16 protein-coding genes and 1 pseudogene are annotated in these 22,623 nt (G+C 65.6%); 14 read left to right on the top strand and 3 right to left on the bottom strand.

Features of this window, described 5'->3' with window-relative positions; translation table 11 throughout:
- The first annotated feature begins 281 nt into the window (after window positions 1–281).
- The 11 genes and pseudogenes from NCR34_RS20615 to NCR34_RS20565 all read left to right on the top strand — a co-directional run bounded on the left by NCR34_RS20615 (window position 282) and on the right by NCR34_RS20565 (window position 15,029).
- Window positions 282–1,541 (top strand): nucleotide sugar dehydrogenase, encoded by a 1,260-nt coding sequence (locus tag NCR34_RS20615; protein WP_248324813.1) that lies wholly within the window; start codon window positions 282–284, stop codon window positions 1,539–1,541.
- A gap of 31 nt (window positions 1,542–1,572) precedes the next feature.
- Window positions 1,573–2,307: pseudogene (locus NCR34_RS28375) on the top strand (hypothetical protein); the annotation flags it as partial.
- 397 nt (window positions 2,308–2,704) lie between these two features.
- The gene (locus NCR34_RS20605) at window positions 2,705–4,084 is read left to right on the top strand and encodes a hypothetical protein (protein ID WP_250501025.1); all 1,380 of its coding nucleotides are present in this window, start codon (window positions 2,705–2,707) and stop codon (window positions 4,082–4,084) included.
- A 72-nt stretch (window positions 4,085–4,156) separates the two neighbouring features.
- Window positions 4,157–6,277: a glycosyltransferase gene (locus NCR34_RS20600; RefSeq protein WP_250501024.1), complete on the top strand. Its 2,121-nt coding sequence runs from the start codon at window positions 4,157–4,159 to the stop codon at window positions 6,275–6,277.
- 51 nt (window positions 6,278–6,328) lie between these two features.
- Window positions 6,329–7,465, top strand: coding sequence for a polysaccharide biosynthesis/export family protein (locus NCR34_RS20595; protein ID WP_248324433.1), 1,137 nt, complete (start codon window positions 6,329–6,331; stop codon window positions 7,463–7,465).
- Window positions 7,466–7,474: 9 nt separating this feature from the next.
- Window positions 7,475–8,788, top strand: coding sequence for an ABC transporter permease (locus NCR34_RS20590; RefSeq protein ID WP_248324432.1), 1,314 nt, complete (start codon window positions 7,475–7,477; stop codon window positions 8,786–8,788).
- Window positions 8,767–9,513 (top strand): P-loop NTPase family protein, encoded by a 747-nt coding sequence (locus NCR34_RS20585; protein WP_371747503.1) that lies wholly within the window; start codon window positions 8,767–8,769, stop codon window positions 9,511–9,513. The genes NCR34_RS20590 and NCR34_RS20585 overlap by 22 nt, the downstream gene beginning before the upstream one ends.
- Window positions 9,514–9,586: 73 nt before the next feature.
- Window positions 9,587–10,666 carry a KpsE/RkpR family capsule polysaccharide export protein gene (locus NCR34_RS20580; RefSeq protein WP_350029446.1) on the top strand — a complete coding sequence of 360 codons (1,080 nt, stop codon included), beginning with the start codon at window positions 9,587–9,589 and terminating at the stop codon, window positions 10,664–10,666.
- Window positions 10,659–12,668 carry a tetratricopeptide repeat protein gene (locus NCR34_RS20575; protein WP_248324431.1) on the top strand — a complete coding sequence of 670 codons (2,010 nt, stop codon included), beginning with the start codon at window positions 10,659–10,661 and terminating at the stop codon, window positions 12,666–12,668. Before NCR34_RS20580 ends, NCR34_RS20575 begins: the two co-directional genes overlap by 8 nt.
- Before the next feature lie 70 nt (window positions 12,669–12,738).
- A complete protein-coding gene (locus NCR34_RS20570; protein ID WP_248324430.1) occupies window positions 12,739–13,803 on the top strand; it encodes an SDR family oxidoreductase in 1,065 nt (354 codons plus the stop codon).
- An 86-nt stretch (window positions 13,804–13,889) separates the two neighbouring features.
- Complete coding sequence (locus NCR34_RS20565; RefSeq protein ID WP_248324429.1) at window positions 13,890–15,029, top strand: pectate lyase family protein; 1,140 nt, start codon at window positions 13,890–13,892, stop codon at window positions 15,027–15,029.
- A gap of 39 nt (window positions 15,030–15,068) precedes the next feature.
- Here the strand turns inward: NCR34_RS20565 and NCR34_RS20560 are convergent, their stop codons facing one another.
- From NCR34_RS20560 to NCR34_RS20550, 3 genes are all read right to left on the bottom strand, one after another.
- Window positions 15,069–16,610: a methyl-accepting chemotaxis protein gene (locus NCR34_RS20560; RefSeq protein WP_248324428.1), complete on the bottom strand. Its 1,542-nt coding sequence runs from the start codon at window positions 16,608–16,610 to the stop codon at window positions 15,069–15,071.
- A 165-nt stretch (window positions 16,611–16,775) separates the two neighbouring features.
- Window positions 16,776–17,489, bottom strand: coding sequence for a DUF2182 domain-containing protein (locus NCR34_RS20555; protein WP_248324427.1), 714 nt, complete (start codon window positions 17,487–17,489; stop codon window positions 16,776–16,778).
- Window positions 17,470–18,231, bottom strand: coding sequence for a DUF899 domain-containing protein (locus tag NCR34_RS20550; RefSeq protein ID WP_248324426.1), 762 nt, complete (start codon window positions 18,229–18,231; stop codon window positions 17,470–17,472). The genes NCR34_RS20555 and NCR34_RS20550 overlap by 20 nt, the downstream gene beginning before the upstream one ends.
- Before the next feature lie 129 nt (window positions 18,232–18,360).
- Between NCR34_RS20550 and NCR34_RS20545 the strand changes: the two genes are divergently transcribed.
- From NCR34_RS20545 to NCR34_RS20535, 3 genes are all read left to right on the top strand, one after another.
- A complete protein-coding gene (locus NCR34_RS20545) occupies window positions 18,361–19,581 on the top strand; it encodes a helix-turn-helix domain-containing protein (protein WP_248324425.1) in 1,221 nt (406 codons plus the stop codon).
- A gap of 45 nt (window positions 19,582–19,626) precedes the next feature.
- Window positions 19,627–20,265 carry a Vgb family protein gene (locus tag NCR34_RS20540; protein WP_248324424.1) on the top strand — a complete coding sequence of 213 codons (639 nt, stop codon included), beginning with the start codon at window positions 19,627–19,629 and terminating at the stop codon, window positions 20,263–20,265.
- A gap of 152 nt (window positions 20,266–20,417) precedes the next feature.
- A complete protein-coding gene (locus NCR34_RS20535) occupies window positions 20,418–22,547 on the top strand; it encodes a hybrid sensor histidine kinase/response regulator (protein WP_250501023.1) in 2,130 nt (709 codons plus the stop codon).
- Window positions 22,548–22,623 lie beyond the last annotated feature (76 nt).

The raw sequence follows: 22,623 nt of genomic DNA, 5'->3' as shown, positions 1-22,623 counted from the left end.
CGGCCCTTCAGAGCTTACGATCGCCCAATTCGTCAAACAGTGTTATCTGAAACATTGTTTCGAAGTCCTTCTATATCCCTTGCGCCGTTGTTATCACCTCTATAGGATTCGTTCCAATTCGCTGGGTCTGGATATTTTTAGCGAAAAGAAACCCGGACGAATAACAGGGTTCGAGGCAGTCGACTGCCAACGGTGATGTTGCAACACGCTATTCAATGCAAGCAGTCAGCGTCGAATAGCCAGGCGTCAAGGATAATTCTGTGGCAATCAAGAAAATTGCAGTGTGTGGTCTGGGCTATGTGGGCCTGCCTGTCGCCGTCGCGTTCGCGCGCCGCTACGAAGTCATCGGTTTCGACGTCGATCGTCGCCGTATCGAACACCTTAAAAAGGGTGAGGATTGGACGGGCGAAATCGAGAGCGAAGTGTTGCGCGCGTCGACCATGCGCTTCACCGACAACGCAGCGGACCTCGCTGACTGCAACTTCTTCGTGGTCGCGGTGCCGACGCCCGTCGACGAGAAGTGCATCCCCGATTTCTCGCTGCTCGTGAGCGCATGCCGCACCATCGGCCCCGTGCTGCGCCCGGGCAGTATCGTCGTGTTCGAGTCCACGGTTCACCCCGGCGCGACGGAAGAAATCTGCGGGCCGGAACTCGAAAAGGCGTCGGGCTTGCGCTGCGGCGTGGACTTCAAGCTGGGCTACAGTCCCGAGCGCATCAATCCGGGCGATCGCGAGCATCCGCTGGAGCGGATCGTCAAGATCGTTTCCGGACAGGACGACGAAAGCGCCGACATCATCGCCGAAGTCTACGGCGGCATCATCGACGCGGGCGTGCACCGCGCGTCGTCCATCAAGGTGGCGGAAGCCGCGAAGGTGCTCGAAAACACGCAGCGGGATATCAACATCGCGTTGATGAACGAGATGTCCAAGATCTGCGATCTCGCCGGCATCTCGACGACGGAGGTGCTCGAAGCCGCTGGCACGAAGTGGAACTTCCTGCGCTTCACGCCGGGGCTCGTGGGCGGCCACTGCATCGGCGTGGACCCGTATTACCTGACATCGAAAGCGCAGGAGATGGGTTATCACCCGGAAGTCATCCTGGCAGGGCGCCGCATCAACGACGGCATGGCGCAGCACGTCGCCGCGAAGATCGTGCAGATGCTCGCGCGCAAGCACCGTCTGGCCGGGTCCACGCGTGTCGGCATTCTGGGCATGACGTTCAAGGAGAACGTCCCCGACATCCGCAATTCCAAGGTGGTCGATCTGTACCGTGCTTTGCAGCAATACGGCATCGCGCCGCTTGCTTACGACCCGATGGCGGACAAGGCCCAGATGGAGCACGAGTACGGCATCTCGCTCGTCGACAAGTCTCACTTCGACAATCTCGATGTCGTCGTTCTCGCAGTGCCTCATCGCGACATCATGGCGACGATCTGGCAAGACCTGCCGCACATGCTGACAGAAGACGCATTGCTGTGCGACCTCAAGTCGTCGCTGGACAAGACGCGCTTGCCCGCGAGCGTGCAGTACTGGGCGCTGTAAGCGGCATCGTCCACGTCACTCAAGACCCGGTATGAGCCAATCGAAGCTGCTGGTCAGTCCCATCGGGACGTGCCGCATTCATACGCCGCTGCGCAAAGGCGCCGCGCGGTATCCGATTCGGGCGCAGAGCGCGCGCAACTATGGATTCGTCCACACGAGCGCCGAGGCGCTCCAGCAATTGCGTTTCATGCTCGGTCAGCAGTCGATCCCGGCCGAGATCGAAGCGCTGCTGTTCCGGCCCGGCGTCGCGGCGGGGAGCTATGCGAAGCCTTGCGCGCACGCGGACCTGACCATCGTGGAAGTGTCTTCGCGCAAGCTGTTGACGGTCGACGGTTATCCCATCCAGATCAACTACATGGGCCGGTACTTCGCAGATTTCTTCGCGGACCGGGCGCGTTCGCGGACCTTCTGGTCAATGGCATCGGTCAAGAAGATGGCCGAGCGGCGCGCATGGCTCGAACAGGAGCCGAACTTCAGGCGGCTTGCGACGGCGGATCAGGCGCTGCTCGCGCGCATCGTGCGAAGGGAACAGACGGACGACGAGATCGAGCGCGACATGCGGGAGATAGCCGCGCTCGTCGGAAGCGAGAAGCTGGTGTTCGTCACGCACGTTGACGCCGCGCCGCCCGACAGTCCGGTCATCGAGCAGCGGCACCGCCTGATCGAGACGGTGAGTGACATCGCGCGGCGCATGCAGGTGCCTTGCTACGATCCCACGCCGCTGATGCACGAGGTCGGACAGGCTGACGCGATGGAGCAGGGCGGACTTGATCTCACGCACTTCACCGATGCGTTCGCCGATCGTCTGGTGGACGACTGGCATCGCTGCTTTCTCGCGGCGCATATCGCCGCATCGGGCGTGCGCGACAGCGGCGCGCGCGTGCAGAAAGAAGCGCAGCCGGTGGACGAAGCCGCGAGCATCGAGATGGCATGGAACGAAGGACGCCTGTGCGAGGCGTCGCGGCGAGTACGCGCGGTATTGCGCGCCGACCCGACACACGCGGAGCACGGCCTGCTGCTCGCCCGCATGCAGTTCCGAACTGGGCGATTACGAAGGCGCGATCAGCGTGCTCCAGCAGCGCGAGGTCGACGACGGCTCAGACGACAACGCCAACCGCGTCTTAATGCGCTGCTACTTCGAATTAGGCGATTTCGAGAACGCGTTGGCGCTCGCGACTGCGATGCTCGGAGACGAAGTGGAAACGCCCGAGCTATTGCGCGTCAGCGCCCTTTCCGCCACGCGCCTCGGCGACACCAGGACCGCGCTTGCAAGCTGGAAGCGCCTCTTCCGCCTGACCAACGGCGACGCCGAAGCCGCCGGCGCGGTGCTGTCGCTGCTGCAATCGGCTGGGGAAGGGGAAAGCGCGGAAAACTGGGCCGAAGAAGTGCGCGCGACGTTGCCGGCGCACGCCCCGAGCTATGCATTGCTGTGGCACCGGAAGCTCGACACGAAGAACCGCGCGGCGCTGATGCGGCTTGCCGGTGAGCCGCTGCGGCTGCCCGCGCGCGAAGCGCTGGCGCTCGCGGAGCGGGCGGTCGGCGAGGGCTTCGCGGCGCCCGCGGCCGCGTTGGCTGTATCGCAGGCATTCGGCGCGAACGATTCGGCCGATGTGGCGGGCTGGCTGACCCGCCAGATCGCGCGGTGGCTCGCCGAGGGTGAAGCGGCAGTGGCCGCAGGCGATCTGCGCGTGGCCGCCGACCGCATTCAGGCGGCGTGCCTCGCACAGCCGGCGAACGCGGACGCATTGCGCGCGCGCCGGGCGCTCGAGCGGCACATGCGTCAAGCGGCTCGCGCGGCCATCGTCGAGCAGGATTTTCACGCGGCAGTCGGCCTGATCGACATCGCCTTGCAGACCGGCCTCACGTTTCCCGACCTCGACAGCTTGCGTGGGCGGGCAGCGGAAGCGCTCGGCGATACGCCGACGGCGCTTCGTCACTTGCGACTGGCTGCGGACGAGCCCGGCGCGCCGGTCTCGGCGCGTCTTCATCTCGCGCGCGTGGCCGTTCGGGCCGGACGTTATGCCGAAGCGATCGAGGCTTTCTCGCAGATCGCTGCGAACCACGAAGCGGACTCCGCCATGCGCGACGACGCCGCGCGTCAGATCTCGACGTTGCGAGGGCGCTCGATTCGCGCCGCCCGCGACATGCTGGCTCGCCAGGAGTACGACGCGGCGTGGGCCCTGCTCGATCTGATCGAAAGAGCCGACGCCTCGGGCGCCGATGTCGCCGTCGAGAAAAAGCGCGTCGTCGCGGCGTTGCGCGCGCAGCTGCGCGGACTCGATTCCGCGAGCGGCGAGGAACGCCTGGCGCTCGGCGAAGCAATTTTGAAGCTCGTGCCCGACGATCCGGTCGGCCTGAAGGCGGCGGCGTCGGGCGCCATGCGTCTGCATCGCTTCGCGCAGGCGCTGCCGTACTGGAAGGCGCTTCGCCAGCAGTCCGGCGATGTCGAGCAGATCGACGCCAACATCCGCAAGTGCCTGCTGTGGGCCGAACGCGACAGGCGCAAGACGATTTCCCTGCCGGAGCCTGAAAAGGCCGCTTGACCGTATCGCGGCGTTTGCCTCGCGCTGTACGGCTCCGTCCGTGCGTCTGAAAGAGAGTGGTAGTCCTAAATAATGACTGAAGCAACGAAAGCGAGCGCCACAGCGGTGGATTCGCCGGTGACAGGCATCGCAGCCGAACCAGCAGCGAACGAACAGGTCCCGGGCGCGTCGGGGCAGTCGAGCCGCACAACCGAGACCGACACCGTGCGCGAGGAGCTCGCCCGGCTGGTGGCGCACGCGCGCACGGCCCGTCTCGCGCAAGACGCGCTCGCCGAGGCGCGAAGCCTCGTTCGCGATCGCGCGCAAGACGCCGACTCGCGCCTCTTGCTGTTGCAGTTGATGGAAATGGCCGGGGATGCCGAGGGCACGCTCGACGCCTGGCATGCGCTGTCGGCCGATTGCCCGGACCATGCGGCCATCACGCGCGGTTACGCTCTGCGGCTCGTCAAGGAAAAGAAAGTAGAAGCGGCGCTGGAGCACATCGACCGCTGCATGCCGGAATCGCTCGACGACGCGTCGGCGAGTCTCGCGCGCGCCGAGCTTCTCGCGGACGTGCGCGCGCACGAGGCGTCGGATGCGCTGTTCGAGCGCCTGATCGCGCGGCACGACCGACGCGATATTCGCATTGCCTTCGCCAAGCGACTCAGCAAGCGCGGACGGCTGGCGCAGGCGGTCGCCGTGCTGGAACCGATCGCCGCGTCGCTCGCGCCCGACAGCAAGGCCGGGCGACTGGCGGCCGCGCTGGCAAGCGATTACGCGTTCTATCGACAGTATGAATCGGACGACGTGCTCGCGAGCGCCGACATCAAGATCGTCGCGATGAAGCACGCGATCCTGTCGTTCCGCCAGCGCGTTGTGCGCTGCGCCGACGGCGCACGCGCGAAAGCCATCGCGCTCGTCACCGGCAGTCTCGGACCGGGCGGCGCAGAGCGCCAGCTGACGCGGCTTGCCTGCCATTTGCGCAAGGAAGCGCTGCATGGCGGCCCGTCGGCGACGGCGAGCCGCGTCGAAGTGCTCGTCAGGCAGCATACGGAAACCACGCGTGAGCAGAACGGCCAGCGGCTCGACTTCTTTCTCGGCACATTGAACGATGCGGGCGTGCCCGTCACGCAGATCAACGGCCTGCCCGTTGTCGCGGCCGCCGATCACTCCGTGACCGATGCCAACCTGTTGCGCATGCTCGCGCACCTGCCGCCGCCGGTGCACTACGGCGTCGGACGCCTGACACCGTACTTTGGCGAGCGCCGCTTCGATGTGGTCAGTCTCTGGCAGGACGGTACGTGCCTGTTCGGCGCGCTCGCCGCCTTGCTGGCGGGCGTGCCGGTCATCCATCTCGTGTTTCGCGGATTGCCGCCGAACATCCGCCGGGAGCGCGACCGCCCCGAATACGCGGTGCTCTATCGGGCGCTGGCCGAGGTGCCCGGCATCCACTTCGTCTGCAACAGCCGCGCGGGCGCGCAAGCGTACGCCGCATGGCTCGATCTGCCGCTCGCGCGGTTCCATGTGCTCTACAACGGCGTGCCCGAACTCGACAACACGGGTTCGATCGAGGACGTGCAGCGCTGGGAGGCGTTCGCGAAGAAGACCGCGGATGCATCCGAGACGATCGGCGGCGTCTTCCGCTTCGAGCCGGACAAGCGGCCGTCGTCATGGATCAGGCTCGCGGCCCGGTATCTGAAGAAGCGGCCGCGCGCGCGTTTCGTGATTGTCGGCGACGGGCGGTTGCAGCAGAAGGCCGTCGAGCTTGCGAACGAACTGGGCATTTCGGGCCGGCTTCTGTTCGCGGGCTTGTCGTCGCATGTGGGCTACTGGTACTCGAAGATGGACGCGAAAGTGTTGCTCTCGCGCTTCGAAGGGCTGCCCAACGTGCTCATCGAAGCGCAGATGCTCGGCGTCGCCACGCTTTCGACGCCGGCAGGCGGCGCGGGCGAGTGCTTCGTGGACGGCGTGACCGGGCACTTGCTCGAATGCGCCGATCAGCCCGACTTGCAGGCCGCCTGCGACAAGCTCGCCGCGCTCGTCGACCGCTGCAAGGCGGACGGCGCGACGCGGGAGCATGCGCGTCAGCGGGCGCGCATGCTGTTTTCGGTCAACGCGATGACGAGCAAGTTCGCAGAACTCTGCGCCTCGACGGCACAAGGCGCTGAGTCGATCGCGCCGACCGACGAGCAGGAGAGTCCGCTTGTCGCGTGATGCATGCAAAAGAGCGGGCGCGTGTGGCTCGATGGTTCGGAGAAGGAAGCGATGAAATCGTTGGCTCGTGAAATCTTCCCGGCGAAAGTCACCCGCGCGCGACAGTGCGCGGCGTTGCTGCTCGGCCTCGCCAGCGCGTGCTTCCTTCAGGGATGCGGCTTGCCGCGCAGCGGGCCGATGGTGAGCGAGATCAACGCATCGGACGCGCGGGGCGACGTCGTGCTCGTTCCGGCGACAGCGGAGACGGTTCTTGCCGGACATAGCGCGCGCCCTTCGACGTTTCCGCCCGCGTTCACGCACGCGGCCGCGTTCGACTACGAACGTTTCGCGCCAGGCGATGGCATCGACGTCACCGTCTTCGAGCGAGACGGCCTCGCCGTTTATCCCGCCGGGCCGAACGGCGCGTCTGACTTGGGCGAGATGATCGTCGACCGTGCAGGCGACATCTACTTGCCTTATGTGGGCAGCATCCGCGCAGAAGGGCTGACCGCAGCCGAACTACGCGCTGCGATCATGCGGCGCCTGAGCCGGCTCATGACTGCTTCGGACGTCGTCGTGCGGCCCACGACGCGGCGCGGACAGACGGTCACGGTTCAGGGCGATCTTCAAAAGCCCGGCGTGTATGCGCTCGGCCGCGACATGTCTCGCCTGAGCGATGTGCTCGGCCTCGCCGCGCCCAGCCAGGTCAACCCCGAACAGTTGGCGATCTCGGTGCGACGTCAAGGCACGGAAGCCACCATACGGCTTGCGGACGTGTATCGAACGAGCGCCAACGATATTCCGCTGCGACCGGGCGATTCCATCATCGCGCATGACGTGGTGGAACAGGTCGTCGTGCTCGGCGCGGCGGGCGTGCAAGGGCGCATCAAGGTGCCGAAGCGCGATTACACGCTTCTGGATGCGCTCGGCGATTCGCGCGGTCTCAGCGACGCGCTCGCGAATCCGCGCGGCGTGTATCTGTTGCGCAGAGCCGCGACGAGCGAGCGCGAGCCGGGCGATGCACGGCCTACCGTCTACCAGTTCGATTTCACGCGGCCGGAGCAGATCGCGCTCGCGGGCCAGTTCGTCGTGCATGACGGCGATGCCGTGCTGGTATCCGACGCCCCGTTCACGCAAGTGCAGAAGCTGCTGTCCACCTTCAGCGCGTCGCTCGGCACCGCGCGCTCGGTGAGCGCGCTGGCGGATTGACGCGGCATCATGAGCAATCAGAGGCGCATAGACGACTGGCGCGCGCGTCGGCAAACAAGCGGCTACCGGATCGGCGCGGGCGCGCAGTTGGAAGACGCCGGGCCGCACGCGCCCGCGACGACGCTCGCGCTTATCCTCGCCACGCTGCGCCGCTCACCGCGCGAGACGCCTCTGCAGCGGCGTCAGGTGTACGAGTCGCTAGAGGCGCGTCTTAGCGACGGCGTGCCGCACGCGGACGAAGAAACGCTCGACCTGCGGCGACGGCAACTGCGCACCGCGATTCGTCTGCTGGAGAACGACATTCGCGCAGGCGTCGATGTGTTCGCTCCCGGCTACGCGCCGGCCACGCTCGCACGAGAAGAAGCGCATCTTGCCGATGCGCACGAAAAGCGCGTGCGCCGCCGTCGCGAAGAAGAAGCGCGCGAGGCTCGCCGCAGTGCATCGCGCGAGGACCGCGCGCTGACGCCGGACTTCGGCGCCGGCGAAGCCAGCGACCTCGCGGCGCTGAAGTCTCGCATCGCCTCGCTTCATGCGAGACAACGGCCACGGGCGGTGCAAGCCGGCCGCTCCGACCTGCGCGCGTTGCTTCCGATGCTGATCTTCCAGCTGCACACCATGCAAGGTGAAAGCCGCTTCGCGCTCGCGTGGGCTTTCTTCGGACCGGCGGTGCTGCTCACGCTCATTTCGTCGCTCTACTTGCTGACGGGGACGCAGTTCATTCTGGGAATGGACGTGCCGACCTTCTCGCTGCTGGGCGCGACGACGTGGATCATGTTCCGGCAGATCATCTTTCGAAGCAGCACGAGCTATATTTCCGCTCGCGGATGGCTCAACCTTCAGGGCGTCACGCCGCTGTTGTGCGCGTGCGTGCAGGCCGTGCTGTATCAGGCCATCTTCGTCCTCGTGTTCGCGACGCTGATTCTCGTCGGCCACGCGTTCGATCTGATCAGCTTGCCGGCGAGCTGGCCCGCGTTCTTCGGTTATGTGATCGCGATGGGCTTCGGCGGCGCGTCGACGGGCGTGCTCTTCGGCGCTATCGCGAGCAAGTGGCGCTTCTTCCTGCGGCTTGCCACGGCCATCGAACGACTGCTCGAAATCTTCAGCAGCGTGTTCTTCGTGTCGGAACAGTTGCCCGAGCAGTATCGCGAGTGGTTCTTGTGGTCGCCGTTCGCGCACGGCATGCAGCTATTGCGATCGGCGTATTTCGAAAGCTATCGCTCGATGGATGCGCGTCTCTCCTACTTCGTCACGTCGCTCGTCTTTCTTGCGGCCGTGGCCCTTTGCGCCGAACGGTTCGCGCGATGCAACGTCCAGCCGATGTGACCGACATGATCCGCCTGCACGCCGTCACGTGTTCATCGACCATTGCCGGCTCGCGCGCGCCGCTGCTGTCGAACGCCGATCTCGACGTGGCGCAGGGACGCTATGCGTTGCTTTCGCGAACGCCCGAAGCCCATCGCGCATTGATCGAGGTGCTGGCCGGGCTGCGGCGGACACGCCACGGTTTCGTCGAGCATCGCGGTCGCGTGTCGTGGCCGCTCGGCCGGCAGGGCTTCATTCGCGGCAAGGCGAACGGACTGCGCATGATCGAGTTCGTGTGCGCGCTGCATGGCTTGCCCGCGAAGGCGGCTATCGAACTCGTGGCAGACCTGATCACCTGTCCCGCGCATCTCGAACTTCCGATGGAACACTGGCCGCTCGCGACGCGTCAGGAAGTGTCGTTTGCGCTCGCGCTCGCTCCCGACTTCGATGTGTATGTGGTCGACGGCGCCCTGCCACATGAAGCAAGCCGCTTCGCGCGTCTGTGGCGCGCGCTGTTCGACGAACGACTGGTCGGGCGCACGCTCATTCTCTCAACTTACCGTCGTCAGCAGATGGCGGATTATTGCGTCAAGGGTTTGATCTATGAAGGAAGCAGCCTTCGAATCGACGCCGATCTCGACGAGTGCCTCCGTCGATTCCCTCCGCGCCGCGCGAACGGCGAGTCCGTCGCAAGCGCGGACGGCAACGGACTCGACGCCGCCCCCGGAGGTGCGTTCGATGTCTGAGTCCGGATCGGTCATCGAAGCGCGTCGCCGTGAACGAGACGCGGCGAGGCGCGCGCGGAGAAGGGCTCGCTGGATGATGCTCGCGCTCGTTCTGGTGCCCGTCGCGTTGTGCGCGGCCTACGCGACGTTCGTTGCGAAACCGCGCTATTCCGCCGAAGCGCGATTCTCGGTGCGCGCGACTTCGAGCGCTGCGCCGCTCGCGGGCGGCGCAGCGAGTCTCTTCACGACTGGCGGCGGCGCTGGCGTGGCTGCCGGTTTCGTCGATGGCTGGGCCGTCAGCGACTTTCTCGCTTCGCGCGACTGCATGCGCCAGCTCGACCAAAGAATCGGACTGCGCCGCCGGCTCACGTCGAACGGTCTCGATCTGCCTAACCGGCTGCCGTCGAACGCGTCCGAAGACGATCTGTATCGCGCGTACCGTTCGTCCGTGAAGGTGTCGTACAACATCATGGAGCAGGTCGACGTGATGCAGGTGAGCGCCTATTCGCCGGCCGATGCCGCAGCGATCTCGGATGCGCTGCTCGACCTCGCGCAAAACTTCGTACAACGAATGGATGAGAAGGGCGTCGAAGATGCGCTCAAGGTCAGCCGGCAGGCCGTCGCGCTGGCGCAGAAGGAGGCGCAGTCGGCACGCGCGTCGCTGACGAAATGGCGCATCGTCAATCGGAATCTCGATCCCGCCGCGAACGCGGCCATGCTGCTCAATCTCTCGGCTCAACTGGAAACCGAGCTCAACACGGCGCAGATCAATCTCGACAAGATTCGCGCGCTCGGCAATCCGCAGCACCCGATGCTGGCTCCGGCGGCGGCACAGGTGCAGGCATTGACGGAGCGGCTCGCGCAGACGCGAGAGCGCATTAGCGGCAAGGGCAAGACTCAGGCGAGCCAGTTGGGCGACTATGAATCGTTGAAGAATGCCGAGGCGTTCGCGGATGCCAATCTCACCGCGACCCAGCAAAGCTATCAGCAGGCATTCACGGATACGCTGAAGCTCCAGCGATACCTGACAGTCATCACGCGGCCCTTGCCGACGGACCGGCCCACGAGCCCGAACGTGCCGCTTCTGTTGTTGGCGTCGCTGGCCGCGGGTCTTGCGCTCGCGCTTGTCGTACGCGTCGCCGTGATGCTCGCGCGCGAGTTCATCAATGGATAAGCCGATGGACGAGCCGAATGGCCGCACGCCGTTCGATGCCTGCAGGTCTCTCGTAAAGAAAGGCGAGTGGACTGCCGGCCTCGCCGCGTATGCCGATGCGGTGCGAGCCGGCGCTGTGCCTGATGCAGCGGCGCGCGTGTATCGCGCCATCGCGCAGATTCGCTCGGGCGAGAGCCGCTCCGCCGCGATCGAGGCACTGAATGCGTCGCTCATCCGCGCCGCCGATGCCCGCATCGACGTGAAGCGCCTCGTCGTATCGCCGCTGATTCGAGACGGCGCGCTGCACGACGCAGCCGCCGTCCTCGCCGCATTGGTGAGCGCGTGGCCCGAGCTTGCCGAGGAGCGGCGGATGCTCGCGAGCGTTCTCGGCCGCTTGCGACGCTGGGACGAAGCGGTGACGCATGCGGATGCCGCAGCGCGGATCGAACCCGACGCGCCGGCTGCGCGTGCCGCCTGCATCCAGTTGCGGCTTCAGGCGGGGCGCGTCGCAGAGGCGGCCGAACTGGCGCGCGCGAGCATCGACATGGCGGTGGCGCACGCCGCGCATGCGCACGCGTGGCTGACGGCGCTCACGCGCGCGGGGCATACGGAACTCGCCGCGCGGCTCGCGTCGCGCCTCGACGCCGCGAGCATGCCGAACGATCGCGCTGCGGCGGCCGTCGTGCAGGCGCTGGCGAGCGACAACCGTATCGAACTTGCGATATCTGCGGGAGAGGCGGCGTTGCGCGCCGGACTCGACGGCGCGGCGCTGCGTTCGCAATTGGGGCAGGCGTATCTGGCGAGCGGCGTCTTGGACGGCGGCCAGGCGCGGGCACTCGAACAATTGGCGCGCGGCGTGGCGTTCGCGCCGAACGACATGCGGCTCATGACGCTCTATGGTGAGACGCTGCTGCGCGCGGGCCGCTACGAAGATGCCGTCACGCATCTGCAAAGCGCGTGCGAGCGTTGTCCTGACCTTGCGCACACGCGAAGGTTACTCGGCAGGGCATTGCGCCACTGCGGCCGCCACGCGGAATCGGCTGACCACATGCTGACGCTCGCTTCACAACGCCCGGACGACGAACGCGTACAGCGTCTCGCGATCGCGGCGTTGTCTCAGGCCGGCAGACGGGATGAAGCGTCCGAGCTTTACCGCAAACGTCTCGACGCGCGAGACCGCCTGCTGCCTTCGAGTTTCGCGCTGGCCATGGCGCAGATCGACGAGCGCGTCGATGAAATCAGTATTCCGAAGGAACGACTCGATTGGGCGTGGTCGCTGCGCAGCCATGCTGACACAACGACGCGCGAAGCATGGGAGCGGGCGGCGCGCTGGGGGCATCTCGTCGATCATCTGCTGCTCGAATGGCTCGAATGTCGCGATTATCTGATTGAAGAAGCCATGACCTTGCTCGACGATCTCGACGAAACGGAGCGGCGCTTCGCGCCGTTGCTGGCCGGCGGCAAGGGTGTCGTGGTCGCGACCGCGCATGTCGGTCCCATGTACGCCGGCCTGATGGTGCTCGAACTGCTCGGCATTCCGTCGCGCTGGGTGGCGAGCATGCCGGGCGTCGCCACGGCGCATTACGCGTCCGCGCTCATCTCCACGGCGGACCAGACCGAGGCGCAAGTGGCGCGGCAGTGCTTTCGCGCCCTGCAGTCGGGCTTCGCGGTGTGTATCGCGGTCGATGGCGCGCCGAACCCCGCCGCGCCTCGCGTTCCGTTCGCCGGGCAGGAGATCACCTACTCGTCGTTCGCGGCGCGGGCCGCGCACCGGCTCGGCTTGCCGTCGGTCTTCTATGCGCCGCGATGGCGCAACGGCAAGATCGTGCAAACACTCGAAATGCTGCCCGCCGCCGAGCCCGGCGAGGATGTCGAGCGCTATGCGCTTCGATGGCAGGAGGCTTATCTCGGCCACCTGCGCGAGCATCTTGCCGGAGCGCCGGAAGACCTGCGCCTGAGCGGCGGGCTGTGGCGTCACGTGCGTTCGGTCGATTCGTCCGCGCATGCAACGCGTGCCGCATGAGATCAAAACCTATCGTGTATCAACTGAGCAGAACCTTATGCAGAGAGAAACCTTGTTGAATGAGTCGACGATGCCGGCATGGCTGCTGCACGAGTCGCAATCCGGCTTGCGCGATGCGCTCGCTGCACAGCGCTTTCGATGGCTCGTGACGGGCGCGGCGGGCTTCATCGGATCGAATCTTGTCGAGACGCTTCTCGTGCTCCGGCAGGAAGTGCGCGGCATGGACAACTTCGCGACCGGCCATCAGCGCAATCTCGATGAGATCAGATCGCGCGTCGGCGAAACGCGCTGGCGCAACTTCAGCTTTCAGGAGGCGGATATCCGTGACGCGCGCGCGTGCGATGCCGCGGTAGACGGCGTGGATTTCGTGCTGCATCAGGCTGCGCTCGGGTCCGTGCCGCGCTCGGTGAAAGACCCGCTTGCGTCGCACGATGTCAATGCAACGGGCTTTCTGAACATGCTCGATGCGTCGCGGCGGGCCGGCGTGCGCCGCTTCGTGTACGCGGCGTCTAGTTCGACGTATGGCGACGAACCCAATCTTCCGAAGCGCGAGGAGCGCATAGGCAATCCGCTGTCACCGTATGCCGTCACCAAGCTCGTGAACGAGATCTATGCGAGCGTATATGCGCGCACTTACGGTTTCGCCTGCATCGGCCTGCGGTACTTCAACGCGTTCGGCCCGCGGCAGGACCCGGAGGGCGCGTACGCGGCGGTGATTCCGAAGTGGATTGCCGCGATGCTTTCGGGCGAAGACGTGCAGATCAACGGCGACGGCGAAACGAGCCGCGACTTCTGCTATGTCGGCAATGTCGTGCAGGCGAATTTGCGCGCGGCGCTTCGCGCGGAGCTCGCTGCGAGCGAGGTCTACAACGTCGCGGTCGGCGGACGCACGACGCTCAACGACCTCTTCCATGTGATTCGCGACGGTCTCGCGGGACTGGGCCATGTGTATCACAAGCAACCGGCGCACCGCGATTTCCGCGCAGGCGACGTGCGCCATTCGCAAGCGGACGTGTCGAAGGCGCAGCGCGAACTCGGTTACGTGCCCCTCGTCGATTTGCGCGCGGGAATGAAGGAGGCGCTGCCGTGGTACGTCGATTTCCTGACGAACACGAAGCGGGTGCGTGCGTCATGAAGATCTCAACGAACAGTGAGCGCCTTCGCTGGGCGCTGAGGACGTGCATCGTTCGCATGATTGCGTGTGCGTCGATGGCCGCGTGCATGACGGCATCCGCCGCGCCGCGCGATGCATGCGAGCGCGCGACCGCGGATTGCGCGATGGTGTCCGAGCTTCTGCAACAGCGAGAAGGCTATGGCCGCGCGGCGACGGGCGGGCTGGACGGCAAAGTGGTGGTTGTGTCGTCGGCGGCGGACGCCGGGCCCGGATCATTGCGCGATGCGCTCGCACATGCGCGCGGACCGACCTGGATTCGCTTCGCGTCGGATATGAAGATCACGCTTGCGTCGATGCTTCGCGTGCCGTCGAACGTGACGATAGACGGACGCGGACACATGGTGGAACTGCTGGACTACGGCTTCGACATCTATGGCAGCGCGAACGTCATCGTGACGCATCTGACGATAGACGGCCGCTTGCGCACGTTCGCGCAGGCGATCGACATCGGCAATGGTTCGCACGATGTGTGGATCGATCACCTCGATCTTTCGCGGTTCGCGGCCCGGCTCGTCAACGTGAAGAACGGCTCGACGGATGTCACGGTCTCGTGGGTGAAGTTTCACGATGACGACAAGGTGATGCTGGTCAACAACATCACCGAGGACAATCTCTTCGCCAACTACGAGCGCGATGCGATTGCACGCGTGACAATTCACCATAGCTACTTCGTCGATACCATGCAGCGTAACCCGCGCGCGCAGTTCGGGACGGTCCACCTCTATAACAATCTCATCGAGAACTGGGACTTCTACGGCATGAGCTTCAGCCTGGAGGCGAGGGCGCTCGTCGAAGGCAATATCTTTTCGAACGCCGCGCATCGCGCTTGCACGGAGCCGGCTTACTTCCCGACGGTGGAAGGCGTCAACGCGAACTATTGCCGCTACATTCCGCAGGCGCCGGCACGCAGCGCCCTCGTCAATGGCGAATCGGATCGCGAACACTATGAGCGCACGAAGTCGCTCTACGGGTACACGCACGGCTATCAGGCGTTTCTTTCGGTACGCGACAACCTGTACCTCGGCGACGCCAAAGCGGTGCTGCAAGACGAGCAGCCGGCCAAGGTGCCGAAGCCGCCGTACTGCTACTCGTACGAAGCGCCATCAGTGGATCTCGCCGATCGCATTCGCGCACATGCAGGCAACACGCGCGACGATGCTGCTGCAATCGGGCGGTGCGGTCGATAAGCGAAGCGCGCACGCGCCCCCTTGCGCGCTCACGCAACCTCACGCAGCCTCACGCAGCCTGAACGTCTCCACCGCCGTGCGCAGCGCCGCCGCCTGGTCCTCTAGCGATTGCGCGGCGGCTGCCGCTTCCTCGACGAGCGCCGCGTTCTGCTGCGTCACTTCATCCATCTGCGTCACGGCGCGGGCTACCTGATCGATGCCGCTGCTCTGCTCTTCCGATGCCGCCGCGATCTCGCCCATGATGTCGGTCACGCGCTGCACCGCGCCGCTGATTTCGGTCATCGTGCGGCCGGCTTCGTCGACGAGCGCGCTGCCCGACTGCACGCGCTCCACCGATGTGTCGATCAGTTCCTTGATCTCCTTCGCCGCCGCCGACGAACGTTGCGCGAGCGAGCGCACTTCACCTGCGACGACAGCGAAGCCGCGTCCTTCTTCGCCTGCGCGCGCCGCTTCCACGGCGGCGTTCAACGCGAGAATGTTGGTCTGGAACGCGATGCCTTCGATAATGGTGATGATGTCCGCGATCTTCGCCGAGCTTTGATTGATCTCGCCCATCGTCGTGACGACTTGCGACACGACATGGCTGCCCTTGCTCGCAATCTCCGACGCATTGGCGGCCAGCTTGCTCGCCTGACGCGCGTTGTCGGCATTCTGTTTGACCGTGCCCGTGAGTTCGTCCATGCTCGACGCCGTTTCCTGCAACGCCGAAGCCTGCTGTTCGGTGCGCGATGACAAGTCGATATTGCCCGCTGCGATCTGTTTCGTTGCAGAGGCGATCGACTCGCTGCCCGAGCGTACCGAACGCACGGTGTCGATGAGGCTCGCTTGCATCATCGAAAGGCCGCGCAACAGTTGGCCCATTTCATCGTTTGAGCTGACCGTCACTTCGCGGCGCAGATCGCCCGATGCGATCGCGCTGAACTGCGTGAGCGCGGCATCCAACGGACGCGCGATGCGGCGGCGCAGCGACGCCCACGAATAGATCGCAGCGGCCACGCCGGCGAGGATCGCCGCGATGCTCAACAGGCGGAAGGTTTCGAACTGGGCTTGTCCCGCGTCGTAGGCGCGTTGCGCCGATTCGAACTGCAGTTTGCGCAGCGCGACGCCCGTCTTGGCGAACTCGTTGAACGCCGCCTGCATGGCGCTGGCGTCGGCGGTGATCTTCTCCTGGTCCTTCGCGCGCACGTCCGCGTAGCCTTCGTCGATCAGCTTCTGCATCGCGAGACGCTGCTGATTGAACTTCTCACCGAGCGCCTTTTCTTCCGGATCCTGTGCCAGCGATGCGTATTTGGCCCAGGCTTCGTCGGAGGTCTTGCGCATGAGCGCGCCGCGCCCGATGGCATCTTCGGCCGCGCTCGTGCCCACGTTCAAGGCGGCGCGGTCGAAGCTCAGACGCTCGCGTGCCATGAACATCTCGGCGTTGCCGACGGAAACCGCGCTCGGCATTTCGTTCGTGAACAGATCATGCGTCACCGAGTTCGCGTGTGTCATGCCGATGAGCCCGAGCACGCCGATACCGATCAAGAGCGCGCTCAGCAGCGTCATGGCCAAAGCCAGCCGCCCTTTGATAGTCGAAAACATGAATTCCCCGAAATGGCTGCATCGCGTCATTCACGCTCCAGGCGGCGATGCTGCGCCCACTGCGCGGCCGAGGGAATCCATCGACCCTTGTATATCGACCGCCGCGCGCCGCGCTTGAGTCCGGGAAAACATGGATGAGCAAAGCGCACGGCCGATCGTTTTATTTCATGCGACGGCGTGAAGCATCCACGCCGCGCCCGCTGCGATCATCAGTACACCAATGCCTTTCGCCACGCGATGCCCGAAAGGCAGCAGGCGTTCGGCGGCGATGGCGAACGTCACCGCGGCCATTGCTCGCGAGTCGGTCATGCCTGCGACGCATAGAGCCACGGTGAGCGCCGCGCACGATGCAATGCACTGCATGCCGTGCCATATCCCGTGTTCATACGATGCAAGCATCGTCGAGCGATGCTCGCTGATGGACCGGCAACGCGCGAGACGGCGCGCCTTCCATCGGCTCGATTGCACCATGCCGGCAAGCACGATCACGGCGCCGCCTGTTACGGGCTTCGTCATGAAGAGCACGCTCCATGTCGTGCGGAGCGGATACATCGCGATGCCGGTCATCGACCATGCCGTGACATAACCGGCCGTCATGAGCGCAAGCGCCGCCGCGCCGCACCGGCGATAGCGCCACAACGTCTGCGCGAAGGGCGGCAGCATCATCGCGTTCATCATGACGGCCCACGCTGCGACGAAGGAGACTGCCGCGCCGAGCGGCGTCTGGCCGCAAGGACGCGCCCAGTCCATCGACGGCATGCACGCATGACACGCGGCGAGCAATGCGGCACTGAGCGCGAAAGCGAAGGCAAGCAGCGCGACGAGTCCGCGCCGCTCGTCCCCGCTCAGCATGACGAGATCAGTCGGCGTACTCGTCATGGCGCTTCCACCAGATGCCGTTCTCATTGCGTCCTTTCGGCGCGCGATCGAGCCATTGATACATGCCCCAGAGCGCATCGAGCCCGCGCGCATACGCCGAATACGTGTGATAGACGACGCCGTCTTCCATCGCGAATGCGCTCATGCCGGGGCGATCGCGCGTGAAGGTCGGCGCGTCGGTGCCGCAAGCGGCGGCGAATGCCTTCACGGGTTCCGGCGCGTCCTTCCTGTCCATCGCGTGGCCGCCGCGCGCGAAGTTGTATTCGATGTCGCCCGCGCGCTGCTGCGCCTCCGTGAACGACACGTTGAAGTCGTAGTTGAACTCGCCGTTCTTCGCGGACGCCCACGGAAAGCGCCATCCCATGCGCTTTTTATAGGCCGCGAGCTTGTCGATGGACGCGCGCGAGACCGCCCATAGCGCGACATCGTGATGCGCGAGATGAACGGCGAAGCCATCGAAGCAGTCCGCAATCGACGAGCACGACGGACAGCCCGCGCTCCAGTCCGGTCCGAACATGAAGTGATAGACGAGCAGTTGCGAGCGCCCGCCAAAGAGGTCGGCGAGCGTGGCATCGCCGGCTTCGGTAACGAAGCGATACGTCTTGTCGATGCGAACCCACGGCAAAGCCTGACGTTGCCGCGCGAGTTCGTCGCTGCGGCGCGTGAGCTCCTTTTCGGCTTTCAGCAGATCGAGCCGTGCCGCGAGCCATTCATGGTGTGTCGCAGTGGTGTGAGTCGTCATTTGCGTTGCCTCCGTTGTGCGGCGGTGCGTGCGCACCGGTTTGGGATCCATTGCAAAGCGCGCCATGCATGGTGTTAGATTAGTGCGGGGCATCGGACGCGGGGGAGTGACAAGCGTGTCGGGATTCGCATGGATTCGTTGATGACGGCGGCGGCGCGCGCGCTCGCGGCGGGCGATCCGCTCGGCGCGCTGAATCGCGTGGCACTGCGCGACGATGCTCCCGCGCTCGCGCTGCGCGGCATCGCGATGGCGCAGCTCGGCGACTTCCCGCGTGCGAAGGCGCTGCTCAGGCGCGCGTCTCGCGGGTTCGGCGCGAGGGAAGCGGTGGCGCGCGCCCGCTGCGTCGTGGCCGAAGCCGAGATTGCGCTCGCATCGCGCGAACTCGCGTGGCCCGCGAAGGCGCTGGACCATGCGCGCGCGACGCTCGAAGCGCACGGCGATCGCATCAACACGGCGCACGCGCGTTATCTCGACGTGCGACGCGCGCTCCTCATCGGGCGCATCGACGAAGCGGAAGAAGCGCTTCGCGCGCTCGATGCATCCGCGCTTCCGCCCGCGTTGCTTGCCGCGCATGCGCTGATCGAAGCGGGCATCGCCATGCGCCGTCTTCAGGCGCAAGGAGCCCGCGCCGCGCTGGATCGCGCGAGACAAGCCGCGCGAGTCGCGGGCATTGCCGCGCTGTCCGCGGAAGTGGACCATGCGCGCGCGCTGCTCGATACGCCCGCTGCGCGGCTCATCGCGCAAGGCGAGACGCGTCTTGTCCTGCTGGACGATGTGGAGGCGTTGTTCGCATCGAACACGCTCGTCATCGACGCCTGCCGCCATGCCGTGCGCGATGCGCACACGCTCGTCTCGCTCGCCACGCGCCCGGTGCTTTTCACGCTCGCACGCATGCTCGGCGAGGCATCGCCCGACGACGTACCGCGCGATCGACTGATCGCATCCGCGTTTCGCATGCGTCACGCGGACGAGACGCATCGCGCGCGGCTGCGGGTCGAGATGGGACGCTTGCGCACGCTGCTGCGGCCACTGGCGCAGATTCGGGCCACGCGCGACGGGTACGCGCTCGCGCCGCATCGAGCAGCACATGTGGCGGTGCTCGCGCGGCCTCTGGACGACGCGCACGCGCCGCTGCTCGCCTGTCTGGCTGACGGCGAAGCGTGGTCGAGTTCCGCGCTCGCGCTTGCGCTCAATGCCAGCCAACGCACGGTGCAACGCGCGCTGGAAACGTTGGCCGCGTCGGGCAAGGTGCAGTCGTTCGGCCGCGGTCGGGCGCGCCGCTGGCTCGCGCCGCCCACGCCGGGATTCGCGTCGGCCTTGTTACTCCCCGCCGATCTCGCGAGCGGCTAGCATCATCGCCATGCATCGACCGATGCGCGACGAGAGGACCGAGCCATGAAACGCGCGAAAGCAGAAATCATCCGTGAATACGGGCCTTTTCCGGATGTGGAAGGCGTGCACGGCGTCACGTTCGACGGCCATGCGGTGTGGTTCGCGGCAGGCGATACGCTCAACGCGTTCGATCCCGAGACGGGCGAGCCGCAACGCAAGCTCCTTGTCGCGGCTCATGCGGGAACGGCTTTCGATGGCGAGCATCTCTATCAGATCGCGGAAGACCGCATCCAGAAGATCGACCCGCGAACGGGCCGCGTCGTCTCGACGATTCCGGCGCCCGGCGGCGGCGCGGACTCGGGCCTCGCGTGGGGCGAAGGCACGCTGTGGGTCGGCCAGTACCGTGACCGCAAGATCCATCAGATCGATGCGACGAGCGGCGAGATTCTGCGCACCATCGAATCGAACCGGTTTGTGACGGGCGTGACGTGGGTCGAAGGCGAGTTGTGGCACGCCACATGGGAAGGCGATGAAAGCGAGTTGCGGCACGTGGATCCGGCCACGGGCCATGTGCTCGAAAGGCTCGACATGCCCGAGGGCGCGAGCATCTCGGGGCTCGAATCAGATGGGCATGACCGCTTCTTTTGCGGCGGCGGACGCGCCGCCAAAGTGCGTGTCGTGCGCCGGCCGAAGACGCCTTGAGGCACGCCATTCTTCCTGAAGGTTCAGCGCGGCGCGCATGACGTCAAGCGTCTTTTTTGCGCGTGCGAGCGCAATAGCCCTTATGCTCTCGCATGAAGCGCGCGGCTCTTGAGTGAGGCTCCGTGCGCAAAAACTCGACAAAAAGGCCGGCCTTGACGTCTACCACCATCGATTCAATTCAGCTCGATTCATGGGTCGGGGAGACAGCCCGCGCCATTCGCGATTTCGACTGGTCGACCACGCCGCTCGGCAGCATCGGCGAATGGCCGCAGGCGCTGCGCTCCGTCGTGCAGGTGATGCTGCGCAATGCGTTGCCGATGGCCGTGCTATGGGGCGAAGAGGGCACCTTGCTCTACAACGACGCGTACGCGAAGTTCTCCGGCGTGCGGCATCCCGGCATTCTCGGCATGCCGATCGAGCAAGCCTGGCCGGAAGCGTCGGAGTTCAACCGCAATGTCGTGGACTCGTGCTTGAGCGGCGAATCGCTGTCGTACCACGACATCGGCTTCGTGCTCGCGACCCACGGCCGTCCGGCGCAAGTGTGGCTCGATCTGCACTACAGTCCCGTAGCTTCCGACGACGGCACGCCCGCGGGCGTGCTTGCCATCGTCGTCGATACGACCGAGCGCGTGCTGCTCGAACACAACCGCGCGGTCGCGGAAGCCGCATTGCGCGAGGCCAACGACCGCCTGAATCTCGCGCTCAACTCGGGCGCCGTGCTCGGCGTGTTCGTGTGGGAGATCGGGTCGAACCGCGTGCTGGGCGACGAACGCTTCGCGCGCACGTTCTCGGTTCCGTTCGAACAGATAGCGGAGGGCTGGCCGCTGGAAGCCGCGCTCGACATCATGCATCCGGCGGATCGCGCGCATGTGCACGAGTCGATCGAGCGCACCGTGCGCGACGGCGTGCCGTATCGCGCGGAATACCGCATTCGCACGCCCGGCGGCGGATGGATGTGGATTCTCGCGAGCGGCCGCTGCGACTACGACGAACGCGGCCGGCCTTTGCGCTTTCCTGGCGTCCTCGTCGACATTCACGATCGCAAGATCGCGGAAGAGAGCCTGAAGGAACTCACGCGCGGGCTCGAAGACAAGATATCGGAGGCGGTCGCCGCGCGCATCGCGGTGGAAGCGCAACTGCGTCAGAGCCTGAAGATGGAGGCGCTCGGCGCGATGACAGGCGGCGTCGCGCACGACTTCAACAACACGCTGCAAGCCATCAGCGGCAATCTGCAACTGCTGCAGTATCTCCCGCCGATGGACCCGCGCGTGCCCGAGCGCGTGCATGCCGCGATGGAGGCCGTGGAGCGCGGCGCGAAACTCGCCTCGCAACTGCTGTCGTTCGCGCGGCGGCAGCCGCAGTCGCCGGTGGTCATCAATCCGCGCCGCCTGCTCGGTGAAATCCGCGAACTGTTGCAGCATGCCGTTGGCGCGTCGGTGTCCATCGGCACGCACTTGCCGGACGATGCCTGGAACTTCTGCGTCGACCGCAATCAGCTTGAGAACGCGCTGCTCAATCTCGCGATCAACGCACGCGACGCGATTCGCGGCGACGGCAAGTTCACGCTGACCTGCTCGAACGAAGTGCTCGACGAAGCGGCGTGCGAAGGCAAGGACGTGCGCCCCGGCGAATACGTGCGGCTCTGCGCATCCGACACCGGCGCGGGCATGGCGCCTCACGTGCTCGAACACGCGTTCGAGCCGTTCTTCACGACCAAGCCCGAAGGCCACGGAACGGGCCTCGGCCTGAGCATGGTGTTCGGCTTCGTGAAGCAGTCGGGCGGACATATCGACATATCGAGCACGGTGGGCTCGGGCACCACGGTCGAACTGTACTTTCCGCGCAGCTTCGAACAGGAAGCCGTGGCCGTGCCCGGCGGCCCGCTCGCCACGCAAACGGGCGGCGCGACGCTGCTCGTGGTGGATGACGATGCCGCCGTGCTCACCTCGACAGTCGCCATTCTCGAAGCCTTGCACTACACCGTGCTCAAGGCCGCGAACGGCGATGCCGCGATGAGCGTGCTGCAAAGCGGCGTCGGCGTGGACCTCATCCTGACCGACGTGGTGATGCCCGGCAAGATCAAGTGCGCCGATCTCGCGGAATGGGCGTTCGCGCAGCCGCGGCCCGTGCCCGTCATCTACGTTTCGGGCTACACGCGCGACATCATTCTGCGCGACGGCGTGCTGCGTCCCAATGTGACGCTGCTGAGCAAACCGTATCGCGCGGAGACGCTGGCGAGGGAAATCGCGTCGGCCTTAAAAGGCGTGCAGCACACGCATTGAGCGACACGCAAAGACAGGTTTCTCCGCATTTCTCCGGAGCATTGCCCGCCTCAAGACTTTCCGCATCGCGCCGTTA

Source organism: Caballeronia sp. GAWG1-5s-s, assembly GCF_023631445.1.
In the GTDB taxonomy this organism is placed as follows: domain Bacteria; phylum Pseudomonadota; class Gammaproteobacteria; order Burkholderiales; family Burkholderiaceae; genus Caballeronia.
Note: the sequence above shows the minus strand (reverse complement) of the source record. Positions and strands in the feature narration are given on the sequence as shown.